This window comes from Photorhabdus asymbiotica (assembly GCF_003634575.1).
Lineage (GTDB): Bacteria > Pseudomonadota > Gammaproteobacteria > Enterobacterales > Enterobacteriaceae > Photorhabdus > Photorhabdus asymbiotica.
In genome coordinates this window covers 675,603-692,770 of sequence record NZ_RBLJ01000001.1, presented here as the reverse complement: position 1 = coordinate 692,770, position 17,168 = coordinate 675,603, and the positions used below count along the sequence as shown (strand labels likewise).

Genomic DNA, 17,168 nt, shown 5'->3' with positions numbered 1-17,168 from the left:
AATAAATAAAGTAGCCTTAAAAGCTGTCGTTTTTGTCTGAGTAATGTTCATGTCCATTCTTTATTACTACAAAGAGTGGGCAATAAAATAATTGAATAAGATAGATTATCTGAATTAGGGAATAATGTTGATTTATATTTTATAGTAATAAGGTATAAGCTAATATAATAAAACAAAATAATAAGACTACACAGGGCTGAATATTTTATCCCTATTATTTTTGAGCATATGTTGATTATCCATTTTTATAAATGAATAAATCATACTTATACCCTATGGATTTCAAGATGCATCGCGACGGCAAGGGAGCGAATTCCCGGGAGCATAGATAACTCTGTGACCGGGGTGAGTGAGTGCAGCCAACAAAGAGGCAACTTGAAAGATAACGGGTATATATTTCTTGGAGAATCGGGAATGGGTATTTTTAATAAAAGAAAAATCGCGTTAGGGGTTATTGCTGCAATATCATCTGGTTCTGTTTTTGCGGCCAGTAGTAGTAATGACACAATTATTGTGACTACAGCATCAGGCTTCCAACAGAAGATTGAAGATGCGCCAGCGTCTATTTCTGTAGTGAGCCGTGAACAATTAGAAACCAAAGCTTATCGTGATGTGACTGATGCACTGAAAGATGTGCCAGGTGTTTTAGTTACAGATGGCGGTAGCAGCAGTGATATTAGTATTCGTGGTATGGCGTCTAAGTACACTATGATTCTGATTGATGGTAAGCGTGTTGATACCCGCAATACGCGTCCAAACAGTGATGGCTCTGGTATTGAACAGGGTTGGTTACCGCCATTGGCTGCGATAGAACGTATCGAAGTGGTACGTGGACCGATGTCTTCTCTTTACGGTTCTGATGCGATGGGGGGAGTTATTAATGTCATTACTCGTAAAGTTCAGAAAGAGTGGATAACGAGTTTTCGCGCTGATACGACCTTAACTGAGAGTAAAAATTCGGGTAATAGTTATCAGAGCAGTGTTTATGCAGCAGGGCCGGTCATTGATGGTTTGTTGGGCCTAAAAATCAATGGCCTATATTCTCACCGTAACGAAGATAAATTTGTTGGTGGTTTTAAAGAGCAAGAAATGCGTAACGGTTCAGCAACTCTTTCTCTGACACCTGATGATCAAAATACTTTTGATTTTGAAGCGGGTCGTTATGAGCAAGATCGTGATTCTACTGCGGGTAAAACAACTAAATTACTTGGTTGTGGTAAGAAAAAGAATGAATTTTGTAAAGATAGTAAAAACCGTTACAAGCGCAATAACTATTCTATTACGCACAATGGTATTTATGATTTCGGGACTATGACTTCATATATTCAACATGATGATTCACGTAATCCAGGGCGTGACATGAAGTACCAAGATACAGTATTTAACAATCAAACTGTTTTCCAGTTAGGTGATCATACTTTAAGTACTGGGGGACAATATCGTTATGAAAATTTGCATGGCGGTGATAATAAATTAGCTTCTACTAACAATGAATTAAATAAATTGACTCGCTGGAGTTGGGCATTATTTGCTGAAGATGAGTGGCAGATGACCAATGATTTTGCCCTGACTGGTGGTATCCGTATGGATAAAGACGAGAATTTTGGTAGTCATTGGACACCACGTTTATATGGTGTATGGCATGCGGATGAACAATGGACGATTAAAGGTGGTGTATCTACTGGTTATCGTTCTCCTGATTTACGTCATATCTCGGTAAATTGGGGGCAGGCAACGGGTGGGGGTAATAGTAACGGTATTATTTTAGGTAATCCTGAACTGAAACCAGAAAAAAGTGTTAGTGAAGAAATTGGTATTATCTGGAATAATCAAGATAATTTGAATATTGGTTTAACGGTATTTAATACTGATTTTAAAGATAAAATTACTGAATATAAATGTGCGAAAGAATCTGATTGCCCTACAGTATTTAATTCATTTGATTTTGTAAATCTTAGAGAGAATGTCGGTAAAGTCAATATGCGTGGTGTAGAAGTAACGGTGAACTGGGATATTGTTGAAAACTGGTCATTGTCTGCGAACTATACTTACACTGATTCAGAACAGAAAAGTGGAAAGTTCAAGGGAAAACCTTTGAACAAGACGCCTAAACATATGGCCAACGCGACTCTAAATTGGCAGACCTTACCAGAGATGCAAACTTGGACCCGAATTAATTTCCGTGGCAAAACCTCAGATTATTTATGGCGTGGTAGTCGAATGGATAATGGAACTCCGTCCTATGCCTTTGTGGATATCGGAGCCAGCTATAATCTGACTAAAGATTTACGCGTGTTAGGTGGGGTATACAACGTATTTGATAAACGCGTTACTCAAGATATTCATGATGCGGTACTAGATGGCCGTCGCTATAACATTGGTCTTACCTATGACTTCTGATAAATAATTCTTATTGAATGTGTGTTAACCCCCTTGCCTGTTTTAGGTTGGGGGTTTTTGTTTTTTGCTTAACCCATAAAAACTGAGTGGTAATTCATTTTGCATTGTGCTAAAACTTAGTACATGTCAAAGGAATGTATATGACATGGTTAAATTCCATAGCGTAGTCAATCTGTGTGGTAAAAAATAATGAACTTTTAGTGCGGCGAGTATTGCTATTTTAGGTCTTCAAGTGCAGAATTCGCCCACTGGAAAATAACTGATGCGTTTATATGTGTCGGTTATTTTTTTTGCTTTGACTTATTTTTTACTATACCCAATAGATTTCAAGCCGCAGGGCGGCAGCAAGTGAACGCAGCCAACAAAGCAGCAGTTTGAAAGATGAAGGGTATATACCAAGAGGCCGGACTCTGAGCCGGATAGATAATTGGCCCACGTGCAACCATAACGAGAATTGGTTGCCGTAATGAGGAACGCTAATATGGAGCAATTATTCTCTATCGCACTTGTGCCAATCGGCACAGGCTGCTGCATTGATGACTATGGAGCATTGCGCTCTATGTACAATCCAGCCTCTAACCCCACTGTCTATTCTGCCTATAGGCAGAAGCGAAGTCTTCCCAGTAACTGTCGATTAAGTAGCGATAAAACGCGAATCGGAGTTATGGGAGGTTTCGCTCATGTCGCATAATACTGAAATTTCAATTGGCACCAACCAAACTGGTGCGAACAATCGTGTTCAACTCAGGAAAACACTGACCTTAGTTCAAGTGGTGATGATGGGTCTTGCTTATCTGCAACCTATGACTATCTTTGATACTTTCGGAATTGTTTCTGGTTTGACTGATGGCCATGTCGCGACATCTTATGCTATTGCTCTGATCGCAATTCTATTTACTGCTTTAAGCTATGGGAAATTGGTAAAACGCTTCCCATCTGCCGGATCTGCATATACTTATGCACAAAAATCCATCAGTCCGCATGTTGGCTTTATGGTAGGTTGGTCGTCGCTACTAGACTATCTGTTCATGCCGATGATTAACATCTTATTGGCGAAAATTTATCTCCAGGCCATCTTTCCTAGCGTAGAACCATGGGTTTTCGTTGTGGGATTGGCATTAGTGATGACTGCCTTTAACCTGCGTGGTATCAATGTCGTTGCTAATCTTAACACCGGTATTGTTATTGTTCAGGTTGCAATAATGGTTGTATTTGTGGGCTTGTTGATCCACGGTGTATACAATGGAGAAGGTGTCGGAACTTTATGGAGTGTAAGACCTTTTACCTCTGAAGATGCTCATTTAATCCCAATGATTACTGGGGCAACGATTTTGTGTTTTTCGTTCCTTGGGTTTGACGGCATTAGTTCGTTGTCTGAAGAGACGCCGAATGCAGGCAAAGTGATCCCGAAAGCGATCTTCCTGACAGCGTTAATCGGTGGCGTTATCTTTATTATAGTTTCTTATTTCTTACAGCTCTATTTTCCTGATATCTCCCGGTTCAAGAACCCGGATGAATCTCAGCCAGAGATTATGCTGTATGTTGCGGGTACCTTATTCCAGTCCATTATTCTGGTGTTCTCTTGTGTCACCGTTTTGGCCTCTGGTATGGCATCTCACGCGGGGGTTTCGCGTTTGCTCTATGTTATGGGGCGTGATGGCGTATTTCCTGAGAAAATATTTGGCTATGTTCATCCAAAATGGCGGACTCCGGCAGTCAATGTATTGTTGGTAGGTATCGTAGCACTGTCTGCAATTACCTTTGATCTGGTGACTGCAACGGCTCTGATTAACTTTGGTGCGCTGATAGCGTTCACTTTTGTAAACCTATCGGTTATCTCTCAGTTCTATATCCGTGAACGTCGTAACCGTACATTGAAAGATACAATCAACTTCCTGGTATTGCCTGTGATTGGTGCCTGTACTGTCGGGGTGTTGTGGATGAACTTGGAACAGAGTTCTATGGAATTGGGTCTAACTTGGGGAGCCATTGGTCTAGTTTATATGGTATTCCTGACCCGTCGTTTCCGTCAGCCGATGCCTCAATGTTCTGAAATGATTTAATATTCGGTTTGAAAAAGAATAACGGTACCAAATTTGGTACCGTTTTTTTTGCTATTGTTTCCAGTTTTGCCGCAATAATGCAGAAGAAGGATCTGAGAAAAGAAAACAGCGATGCTGCTTGCAGATAAGAAAAATTCCGGCGGTAAATAGAGAAAAACAATCTATGCTCTGAGAGGTAATTATATACTATTAAGGAAGAGACTATGAATGATGCAAAGACCTCGCAAAATCAGCAATTCATTACTACCCTGACCAATATTGTCGGTAAATCTCATATCCTAACCGCTTCTCATAAAACTGAACGCTATCGTAAAGGTTTTCGCTCGGGCCAAGGCGAAGCTTTAGCCGTAGTATTTCCCAGCTCGCTGGTGGAACAGTGGCGTGTGTTTAAAGCCTGTGTTGAAGCAGATAAAATCGTCTTGATGCAAGCAGCTAATACCGGTGTGACTGAAGGTTCTACCCCGAGTGGTAATGATTATGACCGTGACATCGTGATCATCAGCACGCTGCGCATGAATAAGATACAAATCTTGAAACAGTATAACCAAGTAGTCGCACTGCCGGGCAGTACATTGTGGCAACTTGAACGTGCGTTAAAACCTCTGGGACGTGAACCTCATTCGGTGATCGGTTCTTCCTGCATTGGCGCTTCTGTGATTGGTGGTATTTGTAATAATTCGGGGGGATCTCTGATTCGTCGTGGCCCAGCCTATACCGAAATGGCGTTATATGGGCGAGTGAATAAGAACGGTAAGCCAGAGTTGATTAATCATCTGGGCATTTATCTGGGAGAAACACCGGAAGAGATCCTCTCTTGTCTGGAAGAACGTCGTTATAGTGACCAGGATATAGAACACGGTCAACGTAAAGCGTCTGATTATGAGTATGCCCAACGAGTACGTGACGTAGATGCTGATACGCCATCTCGTTTCAATTCTGACGAACGTCGTTTGTTCGAAGCGTCTGGCTGTGCGGGTAAGTTGGTCGTGTTTGCTGTCCGGCTCGATACTTTTCCGGCGGAATCTTCGTCTCAAGTATTTTATATCGGAACCAACCAAACTGACGTATTGACGGAGTTACGTCGTCATATGTTAGCTAATTTCCGTAACTTGCCGGTGGCGGGTGAATATATGCACCGGGATATTTTTGATATTGCAGAAAGCTATGGTAAAGATACTTTTATCATGATTGATAAGCTTGGTACTGATAAAATGCCGGCCTATTTTACTTTGAAAGGAAAAATGGATGCTATTTTCAACAAGATTCCATTTTTACCTTCCCATCTTATCGATCGCATAATGCAAGGATTGAGTCGTTTATTTCCTTCTCACTTACCTAATCGTTTGAAAGAATATCGAAATCGCTTTGAGCACCATTTGATATTAAAGATGTCTGGTGATGGGGTTGAGGAAGCTAGAAGTTGGCTAGAGAGTTATTTCAGCCAAGCAAAGGGAGCATTCTTTGCCTGTACGCCGGAAGAAGGTGCTAAGGCGTTTCTTCATCGCTTCTCTGCTGCTGGTGCGGCGATTCGTTATCGAGCGATACATAGTAATGAAGTGGAAAATATTCTTTCGCTTGATATTGCTCTGCGTCGTAATGATCGTGAATGGTTTGAACAATTACCGCCAGAATTTGATGATGTATTAGTGCATAAACTTTACTGTGGGCATTTTATGTGCCATGTATTCCATCATGATTACATTATAAAAAAGGGCGTGGATATACATGCACTGAAAGAAAGAATGATAGAAATCCTCGATCAGCGTGGTGCGGAATATCCTGCTGAACACAATGTAGGTCATCAATATAAGGCTAAGCCTCAGCTTAAGGCTTTCTATCAAATGACCGATCCTACTAACACTCTCAACCCAGGAATTGGGAAAACATCTAAACTGAAAAATTGGGGAGGAGAATTTTAATGCCAGTATTTTTAACATCATGGTAATATTAAGAGGATTTGAGTCTGTGATGATTTCTCCATTTGAGAGGAGGGCGAGTATGAGTTACTCGCCGATCTATGTTTGTCTACTATCAGTTTGATTATCCAGCTAGTTTTACGGCATATTCCATCAGTGTTTTAAGTTGACGACATTTTTCTTCATTGCTTTGGTGTTCAATAAAGAGCTGCTCAATAATAAAGATATATTCACTGAGCTTATCTTGGGTTAATACGTCCTGACGATGGCGCAGCCAGCGTTGTTGTTCATCATAAGTTAGAGTAGAAGGGTAATTTCTGGCACGATAGCGAAATAACAGTGTCTTAATTCTCGGATCTTGGAAAGTCAGATCTAAAGCAGGTAAATTTTGCGGTAGTGTTTCACGAATAATATTCATCGCTGTTTTATCTGCATCACTAAAGAAGCCATCATACAGCTTAGCGTCAACATTATCTGATTCAGGGAAAGGTTCGGCCTGAGCAAACAGTTCGACAACTTTTTCTCTGATTTGTGGATTATTTCGTAGAATAGCCAGATTTTTTTCACAATGATCACGATCCAGCCCAAGACGTTCAGCGTCTTCTGCTCGTAAGGTATTATCAGGTGCGATTATCGGGCACTTATTAATGTGGACCAGTTTAACAGGGGCTGGTGGTTGATCTGGCAGTAATTCATCATGACGGGTGTACAGGCGTTCACGTAAGGCATCTGCATCCAGTTCCAGCAATGGTGAAATGTCTCCTGCCAGATCGCACATAATAACGGCATTCCGGTTTATCGGATGCCATGCAAGAGGAGCAACCAGACTGGTATTACTACGCGCAGCGCCAAACATACCAGAAACATGAACTAATGGTTTCATTTGGGGGATATCGATGAGATTGCTGATTTTTTGTTTATTTCTTAACTGAAAGAAATAATCGAACATCCGCGGTTGTGCTTTTTTAAGCAATTTTGCCATTGCAATTGTGGCGTAAACATCGGACATAGCATCATGAGCATGTGAATGCTCAACACCATTTGCTTTGGTCAGATGTTCTAGTTTAAAACTGGGCAGACCATCGTCATTTTCTGGCCAGATAATACCTTCGGGACGTAGGGCATAACAGGCACGTAATACATCAAGTAAATCCCAACGGGAATTACCTTTTTGCCAGCTATAAGCGTATGGATCATAAAAATTGCGGTAAAAAATATTCCGGCTAACTTCGTCATCAAACCGAATATTGTTATAACCGAGGATACAACAGTTCGGCACACTGAATACATTATGAATTTTGCGGGCAAATTCCGCTTCGTTGATACCTTTTTCTAATGCAACTTGAGGCGTAATTCCTGTAATCATGACCGCTTCTGGCTGAGGGAGATAGTCATCAGCAGGAGAACAGTAAATAACTAACGGATCTTCAATGATATTGAAATCCATATCAGTACGGACACCGGCAAACTGGGCAGGTCTGTCTAATGCTGGGTGTTTACCGAAAGTTTCGTAGTCATGAATGTAGAAGGTGGGTTGTTCGTTGCTGTTTTTCACTGTTGTTCAATATCCAATCATGTTAATTATTTGTTTTTTCTGCTTTTTAGGCGGTAAATGATATTTTGTCCAAAAATGTGAATAATTGTTGCTACTATCTTAGAGAATCCAAGCAATTGCAATATTGTATACATATTTTCTCGCTTTCTGCACCATGATTGGAACGCTATTAGGTATTGATGAGCTCGTTTTTGCTCCCTTTCATCCAATACTGAGATGGATTATCTATTAATCTGAGGCGAATACATTGATATGTGTAATTAAGATGCAACTTAAGGCTAGAAGAATGCTTAGCATTATTTAGGGTTAAAGGCAGAATAGAACCATATATCAGAGTTCTGAAAGTGTATGAATAAGATCGGGTTTATTTAATGAAATATTTGATGAATTCACCGAGAGATTAGATAAATGCCAGTGGAAATCATAAGGATATTAATGAATGTTGTGATTATATAATGTAGGGAATAATTGGTGTGCTGAGTGTATTTTCAGTTATGGGTTTATTTTACATTGATGCCAACATGGGAAACTAATATCAGTATGCGATAGTTTCGGGTATATATTTTGCATTTTCTGCGTTTCTTTACTATATAACGGAAAAAATAAAAGAAAAATGCAGGTTATTCCAGTAAGTGATAATTTATATATAATCGATTACAACGCTAATTGATTTCAGCTCTAGAGTAAAATTTGGGCTGATGTCTTTTGCTGATGGATTATGTAGGTAATCTCACCAGCAAACAAGGTATTAAACAGAATGGCAGGATATAGGTTCCCGGTATGTCTGGTTTATTAAGGATAATTCAACTCCTGAAAATGCTGATTAATGGACTCAATATATTGATTGCTTAAACCCGTCTCGTACTGAATTCTTTCAAGCAAATTAGCTCTATTGACACTATAGAATGGTCTAATAGAAAGGCCATTTCTGGGATGGGTTATTTTTATGATCGGAATCTTAGTTCTACGTGCATGGCCAAAGGAAATTTCATAACCATCTAAATCAAAAGGAATTCTTTTCATCACTTAACCTGGTCGTCGTTATGTTTTTCGTCAATTTTAATTATGTTTCAGAAATAAGGAATTTTTTATTTTATTATTAAGATAAATATCACAAACATGGTGGTTTTTGTAAGGGATTTAAATAATAAACTAATAAACTAATAAACTAATAAACTAATAAACTAATAAACTAATAAACTAATAAACTAATAAACTAATAAACTAATAAACTAATAAACTAATAAACTAATAAACTAATAAACTAATAAACTAATAAACTAATAAACTAATAAACTAATAAACTAATAAACTAATAAACTAATAAACTAATAAACTAATAAACTAATAAACTAATAAACTAATAAACTAATAAACTAATAAACTAATAAACTAATAAACTAATAAACTAATAAACTAATAAACTAATAAACTAATAAACTAATAAACTAATAAACTAATAAACTAATAAACTAATATTTGTTTCTTTTGTGATGGTTTTTTATTTAAACTAATTTTTTAAATTTATTTTATAGAAGACTTTATGACGTGTTCATTTTGAAAATATATATACCCTTCATCCTTCAAGTTGCTTCTTTCACTCACCCTAGTCACATAGTTATCTATGCTCCTGGAATTCGTTCACTTGCCGCCGCGCTGCAACTCGAAATCTATTGGGTATAGGATGCTGTGGGGGATATTTATCTCTTATTTAAAGTTTTAATAATGATATTTTATGTGATTAATTTTTTATTCTGTTGGTTTTTAAATGATTTATTAAATTATTTTAATTTCTGAAAGAATGGATAATTAATTTTATACTTTTTTATTTAATTTTCTGATTTTTATGACATAGGAATGGAGTTAATTGTCACTTATTAGTGTAGAATTTTTTCTTCCAATAGATCTATAACTTGGTTTTCAGACAGTTATAGCGTTTATCATGCTTAAGAGCTGTTGTGGTAAGAAATGGAGAGATGAAGGAAGAAAAAACTTGGGTTTCTCTCAGAGAAGGATTGATTGTTTGTTATTCATTTGTAGCAGACAGTTTTCTTCGAACAGTCAGTATGCTGAAATTTTCAGCAAAAAACTGATAGGTTTCTGTAACCAATTAAAATCAATAAAGAATAGAAACTAGCTTGTCTATTAATGGTTTTAACCTGTATTGTGTAATTAGATTATAATCTGTATGTCTAAGTTGAATAAAGGTAAGAAAATGGACAATGTAAATAAGCCGTCATTTCAGAATGTGTTGGAGTTTGTGCGTATGTTTCGTCGTAAGAATAAATTACAGCGCGAAATCGCAGACAATGAAAAGAAAATACGTGACAACCAGAAACGTGTTTTATTGCTTGATAACCTGAGTGAATACATCAAGCCGGGTATGTCAATTGAGGATATCCAGAACATTATTATGAATATGCGTAATGACTATGAGGACCGTATAGACGATTACATCATTAAAAATGCGGATCTCTCCAAAGAGCGCCGTGAATTGTCCAAAAAACTTAAGACCATAGGCGAGCTTAAGTAAATATCATCAGATAACCACGCATTAATGCGTGGTTATTCCTTGATCGATTATGCAATAGCCCAATCAGGTTTAAGTTCTGGATCAACCAAGGCATAAATCTGCTGGTGTGAAGATTCTTCTTCAGCCATTACGGCCAGTTCATGTGCAACATCTTTGCGACTTACCACACCATGAATATCATTTTGATATCGCTGGCAATGGCCTGTTCCTGGTTTGTCTGTTAATCCACCTGGGCGAATAATTGTATAATTCAGAGAACTGGTCTGAAGGTAGCTTTCTGCCATTGATTTACGTCTGACAGACTGACCAAATAATGATTTGGCTCTGGGTGACAGGGTTTTCCAGCTTTCTCCACAACCTATTGATGTGACGAGTAACATACGCGTTATTCCTGCTTTTTCAATAGCATCAATGATAGTTGTATTACCCAGGAGATCTGAATCAATCCCACCAATAGTAGAAAACACAATTGCTTGTGAGCCTGCATTTTGAACTGCTTGTTCAACATTTCCTGCATCACAGGCATCACCGTGTATCACTCTGACACCTAAATCGCTAAGCTCGCAAGCTTGTTGGGAATTGCGGATAAGTGCAATTACGGGGCGTTTTTGTTGCAATGCGATAGCGACTAAGTGGCGTCCAATCCCACTACCTGCACCAAAAATAAGCCACGGTTTCATAGAATATTCTCCAGATTAAATAATAAATCGATAGGATGGTAGCCGTGCAATCTAAACCTTATGTAGGTGGAATAAAATTAATAGTGAGGGTTTTTGTGGGTCGAGTAGCAAAAAAAAATGGCTCCCAAAAAAGAGCCATTCTGCGCATATTAAATAATGTTGTTATTCAAAAGATTGAGGTTTAGCCATCGGAGAAGTGGCTGTGTTAGTCGCGGAATGGCCTCCAGCGCCTCCTTTCCCTTCGAAATTTGAAGAAGGCCGTTGCCACTCGTTGATAACAATAAATTGTTCAGTCATCTCTGGGGCTGGTGCTCTGGTCATTGGTGCATAAGCATAATGACTTTTGACGATAGAAACAGGTTGTTTAATTGTTTCAGTTTCACTTTCTTCAACAGTAGCCACTGCTGAAATTTCTTTAGGAACAATAATTTCTTCTGCCTGAGTTTGTTGTTCGAATTCAGTAGTAATTGGTGTTATTGCAACAGATTCAATTACTGTTGATTCTTGCTGTACTGATGCAGTTTGTTGCAAAACAACGTTATTTTCTTCTGTAATAGTTGCTTCTGGTCTGATTTCGTCCTGAGCAGCATAAGCTACGGATACTTCTTCCACCTTAGGCAAGTCAGCGATGGTTTGTTCAAACTCTGTTGCAATTACCATTGTCGGTGCTGTTTCTGTCACTATCATTGGTAGAGACTTATTCTGTTGCTCAACGACTTGTTGCTCAGACTCAAAAGTTTTCTCAGAAATATCGTTAGAGATAGGAACCACTGGATAGCGAACCCAAACTTTGCCAGAAGCCATTTCCGGTGAGGCAACCGCCATAGACAATGGCACCGGTGATTGAAGCAGATTCCTTTCATCACGGTAACGACGACGGCGCTGACCACTGACACGTAGATGACGAGGTGAGCGGCGGGAGCGACGCGGCATAACATTGTCTTGTTGCTCTTTATTTTCAGACGATTGTTGTGGCTGAACTGTTTCAACCTGTGTTGTTTCAATTGATATTGGTAATTGTTCTTCCGTGATAACAGGTACTGGCTGCGGCAAGGAAGTGACAACTGTAGTTTCTTTCACTTCATCGGTGATACGGATTTTTTGCTCAAGCTGACGGCGCTGACGGCGAGGAATAACCGGTAGGCATTCTTCAACTTCATGCTCAACGACGTCTGGTTTATTGGCTTCAAGTTGTTGCTGGTGACGTTTTTCTTCCTGACGACGGCGTTGACGTTCTGCACGTTGCTCACGGCGTTGCTGTTGCTGGGTTTCACGAGCAGCCGTATTCACGGGGTTGTTGTCCTGAACACCATTTTTCTGTTGAGTATTACGATTTTTCCGTGGTTCGTCACGATCACGGTTATTACGTTGCTCATCACGTAGGTTATTATCATCACGATCTTTACGTGAATGTTGGCGGCGCTGATTTCGTCGCTCAGAAGAGCGGCGATTATCATTCCCAGACGGTTTATTGTCTTTTCTTTGTACCGTTTCTTCTTCTGTGCTGAATATTTTCTTCAAGGCAGTCAAGAAACGACTTAATAGACTAGGTTGTTCCGTTTTAACCTGAGTAGGTTGGTTAGGTTTTTTCTCTTTTGCTTTATTTGATGGTTGCTGGGCCTGGGCTGGCGCATCAGTTGGTAAAGCAAAAGCAGAGATAGCTGGTTGCTCTGGACGTTTACGTTCTGGTTGAATATCTTCTTGAGGATTTGCCGCGCCAGTTTCATGAAACTGAGGCAGTAGATAACTCAAGGTAGAAACTTCTTCACCTTTACGCACGCGTAGAACAGAGAAGTGCGGGGTTTGCATTTGATCGTTAGGAACGATCACTACACCAACATCTCCCTGACGACGTTCGATTGCACTGACCGCTTGGCGTTTTTCGTTTAACAGATATGACGCAATTTGTACCGGAACAATAGCATGTACTTGATGCGTGTTCTCTTTCAGAGCTTCTTCTTCAATCAGACGTAAGATGGACAACGATAAAGATTCGTTATCACGAATAGTACCGGTGCCGCTGCAACGCGGACAAACGTGATGACTGGATTCACCCAGTGATGGACTCAAACGCTGACGGGACATTTCCAGCAGGCCAAAGCGGGAAATACGACCAATCTGGATACGAGCACGATCTTGACGGACTGCATCACGCAGGCGGTTTTCTACTTCGCGTTGATGACGTACTGGTGTCATATCGATAAAGTCGATAACAATCAGGCCACCTAAGTCACGCAAACGTAACTGACGGGCAATTTCATCTGCGGCTTCGAGATTAGTGTTAAAAGCGGTCTCTTCAATATCACCTCCGCGTGTTGCACGGGAAGAGTTAATATCAATCGCTGTTAACGCTTCTGTGGTATCGATAACTACGGCACCACCTGATGGTAGGCGAACTTCACGCTGAAACGCAGATTCAATCTGTGATTCAATCTGATAATGGCTAAATAGAGGAACTTCGCCACTGTATAGTTTGATTTTGCTAGTGAAATCCGGGCGGCCAAGCGCAGTGATATGTTGGCGAGCCAGGTCGAGAATCTTGGGATTGTCGATTAATATTTCACCAATGTCTGGTCGTAGATAGTCACGAAAAGCACGGACGATAACATTGCTTTCCTGATGGATTAAGAATGGAGCTGAGCGACTTTCGGCAGCTTTTTTGATAGCTTCCCAGTGTTTGAGACGGAATGACAAATCCCACTGTAGGGCTTCTGCGGATTTACCGACGCCAGCGGTACGAACAATTAGCCCCATGCCTTCCGGTACTTCTAAAGATGCCAAGGCTTCTTTCAGTTCTGTGCGGTCATCACCTTCGATGCGGCGAGAAATACCGCCAGCGCGGGGATTATTAGGCATTAGAACCAGATAACTACCAGCCAAACTGATAAATGTTGTTAATGCAGCCCCTTTATTACCACGTTCTTCTTTATCGACTTGAACGATAACTTCCTGGCCTTCCTTCAGAACATCTTTGATATTAGGGCGACCATGGGGATGGTAGTTATTAGGGAAGTATTCGCGGGCTATTTCTTTAATAGGAAGGAAACCATGCCTTTCAGCACCATAGTCAACAAAAGCGGCTTCCAGACTAGGTTCAATTCGGGTGATTTTACCTTTGTAGATATTTGCTTTTTTTTGCTCGTGTCCTGGACTTTCGATATCCAAATCATAAAGGCGTTGCCCATCAACCAGAGCAACACGCAACTCTTCTTGTTGAGTTGCGTTGATTAGCATTCTTTTCATTGTAACTTACTCATTATTTTTACATTAGTTATAGAGCTACGGGCAAATATAGATGAGCTACTAGTAACCGACGGTCTCGTGTCTTTTACAAATCCGCCAACCTCCCGGTTGTCGTTTGTATAGAGACGCATATTTTCGGTGAGCCTGAATTTTCACTTAAAAAACAGCACTCTTTCCCAGGAATAATCCACAAATATAAATGAAGCAGATTTAGTCCAATTCCAGTAAGCTGCTACCCGTAGCCCGCTAATTATTTGATTCCCCAGTACGTCTTACGCCATTGCTGCGTTTTTGTGCAATCAAACAAAGAACAAACATTCAACTTCGCCATCCAGAATTAAAAAACTGATGGTGCTTGCGCATTATTCCATTGCTGTTGGGGTGATAGCAAGGTGACTTTATGTCTTTAAGAGCTTTTTCTGATGAAATATGAATAAATAGTTAATATTTGGTCTTTAGTCTTAAAGAGGAAAAGGCTACAGGCGGAAAGTATGCGTGATTTTTATTCATATTTAAAAATGGGTAGCGCTTCGCTTGAGTGGTAATTAGAATCTCTATCATGAAAACGAATAATCAAATTGTACAATTTGTCACTATTGATGACGATGAGGCTGGACAACGCGTTGATAACTTTTTATTAGCGCGTTTGAAGGGTGTTCCTAAAAGCATGATTTACCGGATTGTACGTAAGGGCGAAGTCCGGGTAAATAAAGGCAGGGTAAAACCTGAGTATAAATTATCTGCGGGGGATGTAGTTAGAATTCCGCCTGTTCGGGTTGCAGAACGGCAAGAGATAGCGGTTTCAGCTAAACTGCATAAAGTGGCTGCACTGGATGGCTGTATCTTATATGAAGACGACTATATTCTGGTGATTAATAAACCTTCCGGTACAGCTGTGCATGGAGGCAGCGGTTTAAGTTTTGGTGTTATTGAAGGGTTGCGGGTTTTACGCCCGGAGGCAAAATTTCTTGAGCTGGTTCACCGTTTAGATCGTGATACGTCTGGAATTTTATTGATTGCGAAGAAACGCTCAGTTTTACGAGCCTTGCATGAACAATTACGGCTCAAACAGATGCAGAAGGATTACTTGGCTTTGGTGCGGGGACAATGGCAATCACATTGTAAGGTTGTTCAGGCACCATTACTGAAAAATATCTTGCAAAGCGGTGAACGGATTGTGAAAGTGAGTGGTGAAGGCAAACCTTCTGAAACACGCTTTAAAATAGAAGAGCGCTTTACCAATGCAACGCTAGTGAGGGCCAGTCCAATAACAGGCCGGACCCATCAAATACGTGTTCATGCTCAATATGTGGGTCATCCGATTGCTTTTGATGATCGTTATGGCGACAAGACTTTTGATTCGCAGCTATCAGATACGGGCCTCAATCGCCTATTTTTACATGCTAGTGCGTTGAAATTTACCCATCCTTCGACAGGGGAGACATTACGTCTTGAAGCACCGATGGATGGACAATTATACTCTTGCATAAAAATGTTGCGTCAAACTGTACGTAATTAAATTAACATGTAGCCGTCAGAGGATTTATCCCCTGGCGGATTAATAGTTCAGTCAGTGTAATTAATGGTAAGCCGATCAGCGTATTCGGATCTTTCCCCTCAAGACGTTCAAATAAAGTGATCCCTAATCCTTCGCTTTTAAAGCTGCCGGCACAATTAAGAGGTTCTTCTGCTTTCAAATAAGCCCAGATTTCATCATTAGTTAGTTCCCTGAAATGAACATTGAATAATTCACAACGGGTATCTGTGACCCCTGTTTTGCTATTAAAGAGAGAAATACCTGTATAAAAGGTGACGCAATGGCCACTGGCTTGTCGTAATTGTTTAAATGCATTTTCGAAACTGTGTGGTTTGCCGGTAATCTTGTTGTTAATAACACAAACTTGATCAGAACCAATAATTAAATGCTGAGAATATTTTGCTTGTAATGACTGTGCTTTAGTTTGTGCCAGACGCATAACGAGTTGTTCCGCGTTTTCATTAACTTGCGGTGTTTCATTCACCATGGGCGTCACGCATATAAAGGGTAGATGAAGTTTTTCCAGTAACATACGGCGGTAAACAGATGTGGAAGCTAAAATGATTTGTGTCATAATTTTTCTAAAATACATGGCGAAATAATTGTAGGCATTTTAAACTAAGCATTGCTTAATAAGCGAATATTTGGTGGAAAGGTGCAGATGTGTGGCCTTTTTCTTTGACTATATCTCATTACAAAGATAATATGCGCGCCTTATGCAAAAGGTAAAATTACCCCTGACCATTGATGCGCTTCGCGCAGCTCAGAAACGATTAGACTACACAGGTAGTTATTCACCTGAGCAAGTTTTGCGTATAGCGGAATCTGTGGTTAGCGTGGACAATGATGTAGACAGCGTTTTATCGTTTCAGATAGATAATCAACGTCTGGCAGTTGTGCGGGGGCATTCTGATGTGGATGTCACTCTTGAGTGCCAGCGTTGTGGCGGTAATTTCAGCCATCACGTTCACATAACATATTGTTTTAGCCCGGTCGTCAATGATGAACAGGTTGAAGCATTACCGGAAGAATATGAGCCAATTGACGTTGATGAATTTGGCGAAATAGATTTGCTGGCGATGATTGAAGATGAAATAATTCTTTCTCTGCCGGTGGTTCCGGTACATGATTCTGAACACTGTGAAGTGTCCGACGCGGAAATGGTGTTTGGTGAGTTACCTCCAGAGGCTGAAAAACCAAACCCATTTGCCGTATTAGCCAGCTTAAAGAAAAGTACTTAA

Annotated in this window: 10 protein-coding genes; 6 read left to right on the top strand and 4 right to left on the bottom strand. The window is 40.0% G+C overall.

From position 1 onward, the window contains the following. Nucleotides 1-414: 414 nt before the first annotated feature. The 3 genes from BDD30_RS02985 to dld all read left to right on the top strand — a co-directional run bounded on the left by BDD30_RS02985 (nt 415) and on the right by dld (nt 6,382). On the top strand, nt 415-2,400 hold the full coding sequence (locus tag BDD30_RS02985) for a ligand-gated channel protein (protein WP_015833829.1): 1,986 nt from the start codon (nt 415-417) through the stop codon (nt 2,398-2,400). Nucleotides 2,401-3,080: 680 nt separating this feature from the next. Next, nucleotides 3,081-4,463, top strand: coding sequence for an APC family permease (locus BDD30_RS02975; RefSeq protein WP_015833830.1), 1,383 nt, complete (start codon nt 3,081-3,083; stop codon nt 4,461-4,463). 203 nt (nt 4,464-4,666) lie between these two features. Then, complete coding sequence (dld, locus tag BDD30_RS02970) at nt 4,667-6,382, top strand: D-lactate dehydrogenase (protein ID WP_015833832.1); 1,716 nt, start codon at nt 4,667-4,669, stop codon at nt 6,380-6,382. 121 nt (nt 6,383-6,503) lie between these two features. Here the strand turns inward: dld and sbcB are convergent, their stop codons facing one another. After that, on the bottom strand, nt 6,504-7,934 hold the full coding sequence (sbcB, locus tag BDD30_RS02965; RefSeq protein ID WP_015833833.1) for an exodeoxyribonuclease I: 1,431 nt from the start codon (nt 7,932-7,934) through the stop codon (nt 6,504-6,506). Nucleotides 7,935-10,149: 2,215 nt separating this feature from the next. Here sbcB and tmaR point away from each other — a divergent pair. Further along, nucleotides 10,150-10,467, top strand: a complete 318-nt coding sequence (gene tmaR / locus BDD30_RS02950; protein WP_015833836.1) for a PTS system regulator TmaR — start codon at nt 10,150-10,152, stop codon at nt 10,465-10,467. A 47-nt stretch (nt 10,468-10,514) separates the two neighbouring features. Here tmaR and BDD30_RS02945 read toward each other — a convergent pair whose 3' ends face one another. Both BDD30_RS02945 and rne read right to left on the bottom strand, forming a co-directional pair. Next, on the bottom strand, nt 10,515-11,147 hold the full coding sequence (locus tag BDD30_RS02945; RefSeq protein ID WP_015833837.1) for an SDR family oxidoreductase: 633 nt from the start codon (nt 11,145-11,147) through the stop codon (nt 10,515-10,517). A 162-nt stretch (nt 11,148-11,309) separates the two neighbouring features. After that, nucleotides 11,310-14,390, bottom strand: a complete 3,081-nt coding sequence (gene rne, locus BDD30_RS02940) for a ribonuclease E (RefSeq protein WP_015833838.1) — start codon at nt 14,388-14,390, stop codon at nt 11,310-11,312. A 559-nt stretch (nt 14,391-14,949) separates the two neighbouring features. On the opposite strand from rne, the gene rluC reads away from it, so the two are divergent. Further along, complete coding sequence (gene rluC, locus BDD30_RS02935; protein WP_015833839.1) at nt 14,950-15,909, top strand: 23S rRNA pseudouridine(955/2504/2580) synthase RluC; 960 nt, start codon at nt 14,950-14,952, stop codon at nt 15,907-15,909. Nucleotide 15,910: 1 nt separating this feature from the next. Here the strand turns inward: rluC and BDD30_RS02930 are convergent, their stop codons facing one another. Beyond that, entirely contained in the window at nt 15,911-16,501 is a 591-nt protein-coding gene (locus BDD30_RS02930) for a Maf family protein (protein WP_041381765.1), read from the bottom strand. A gap of 142 nt (nt 16,502-16,643) precedes the next feature. On the opposite strand from BDD30_RS02930, the gene yceD reads away from it, so the two are divergent. Further along, on the top strand, nt 16,644-17,168 hold the full coding sequence (yceD, locus tag BDD30_RS02925; protein ID WP_015833841.1) for a 23S rRNA accumulation protein YceD: 525 nt from the start codon (nt 16,644-16,646) through the stop codon (nt 17,166-17,168).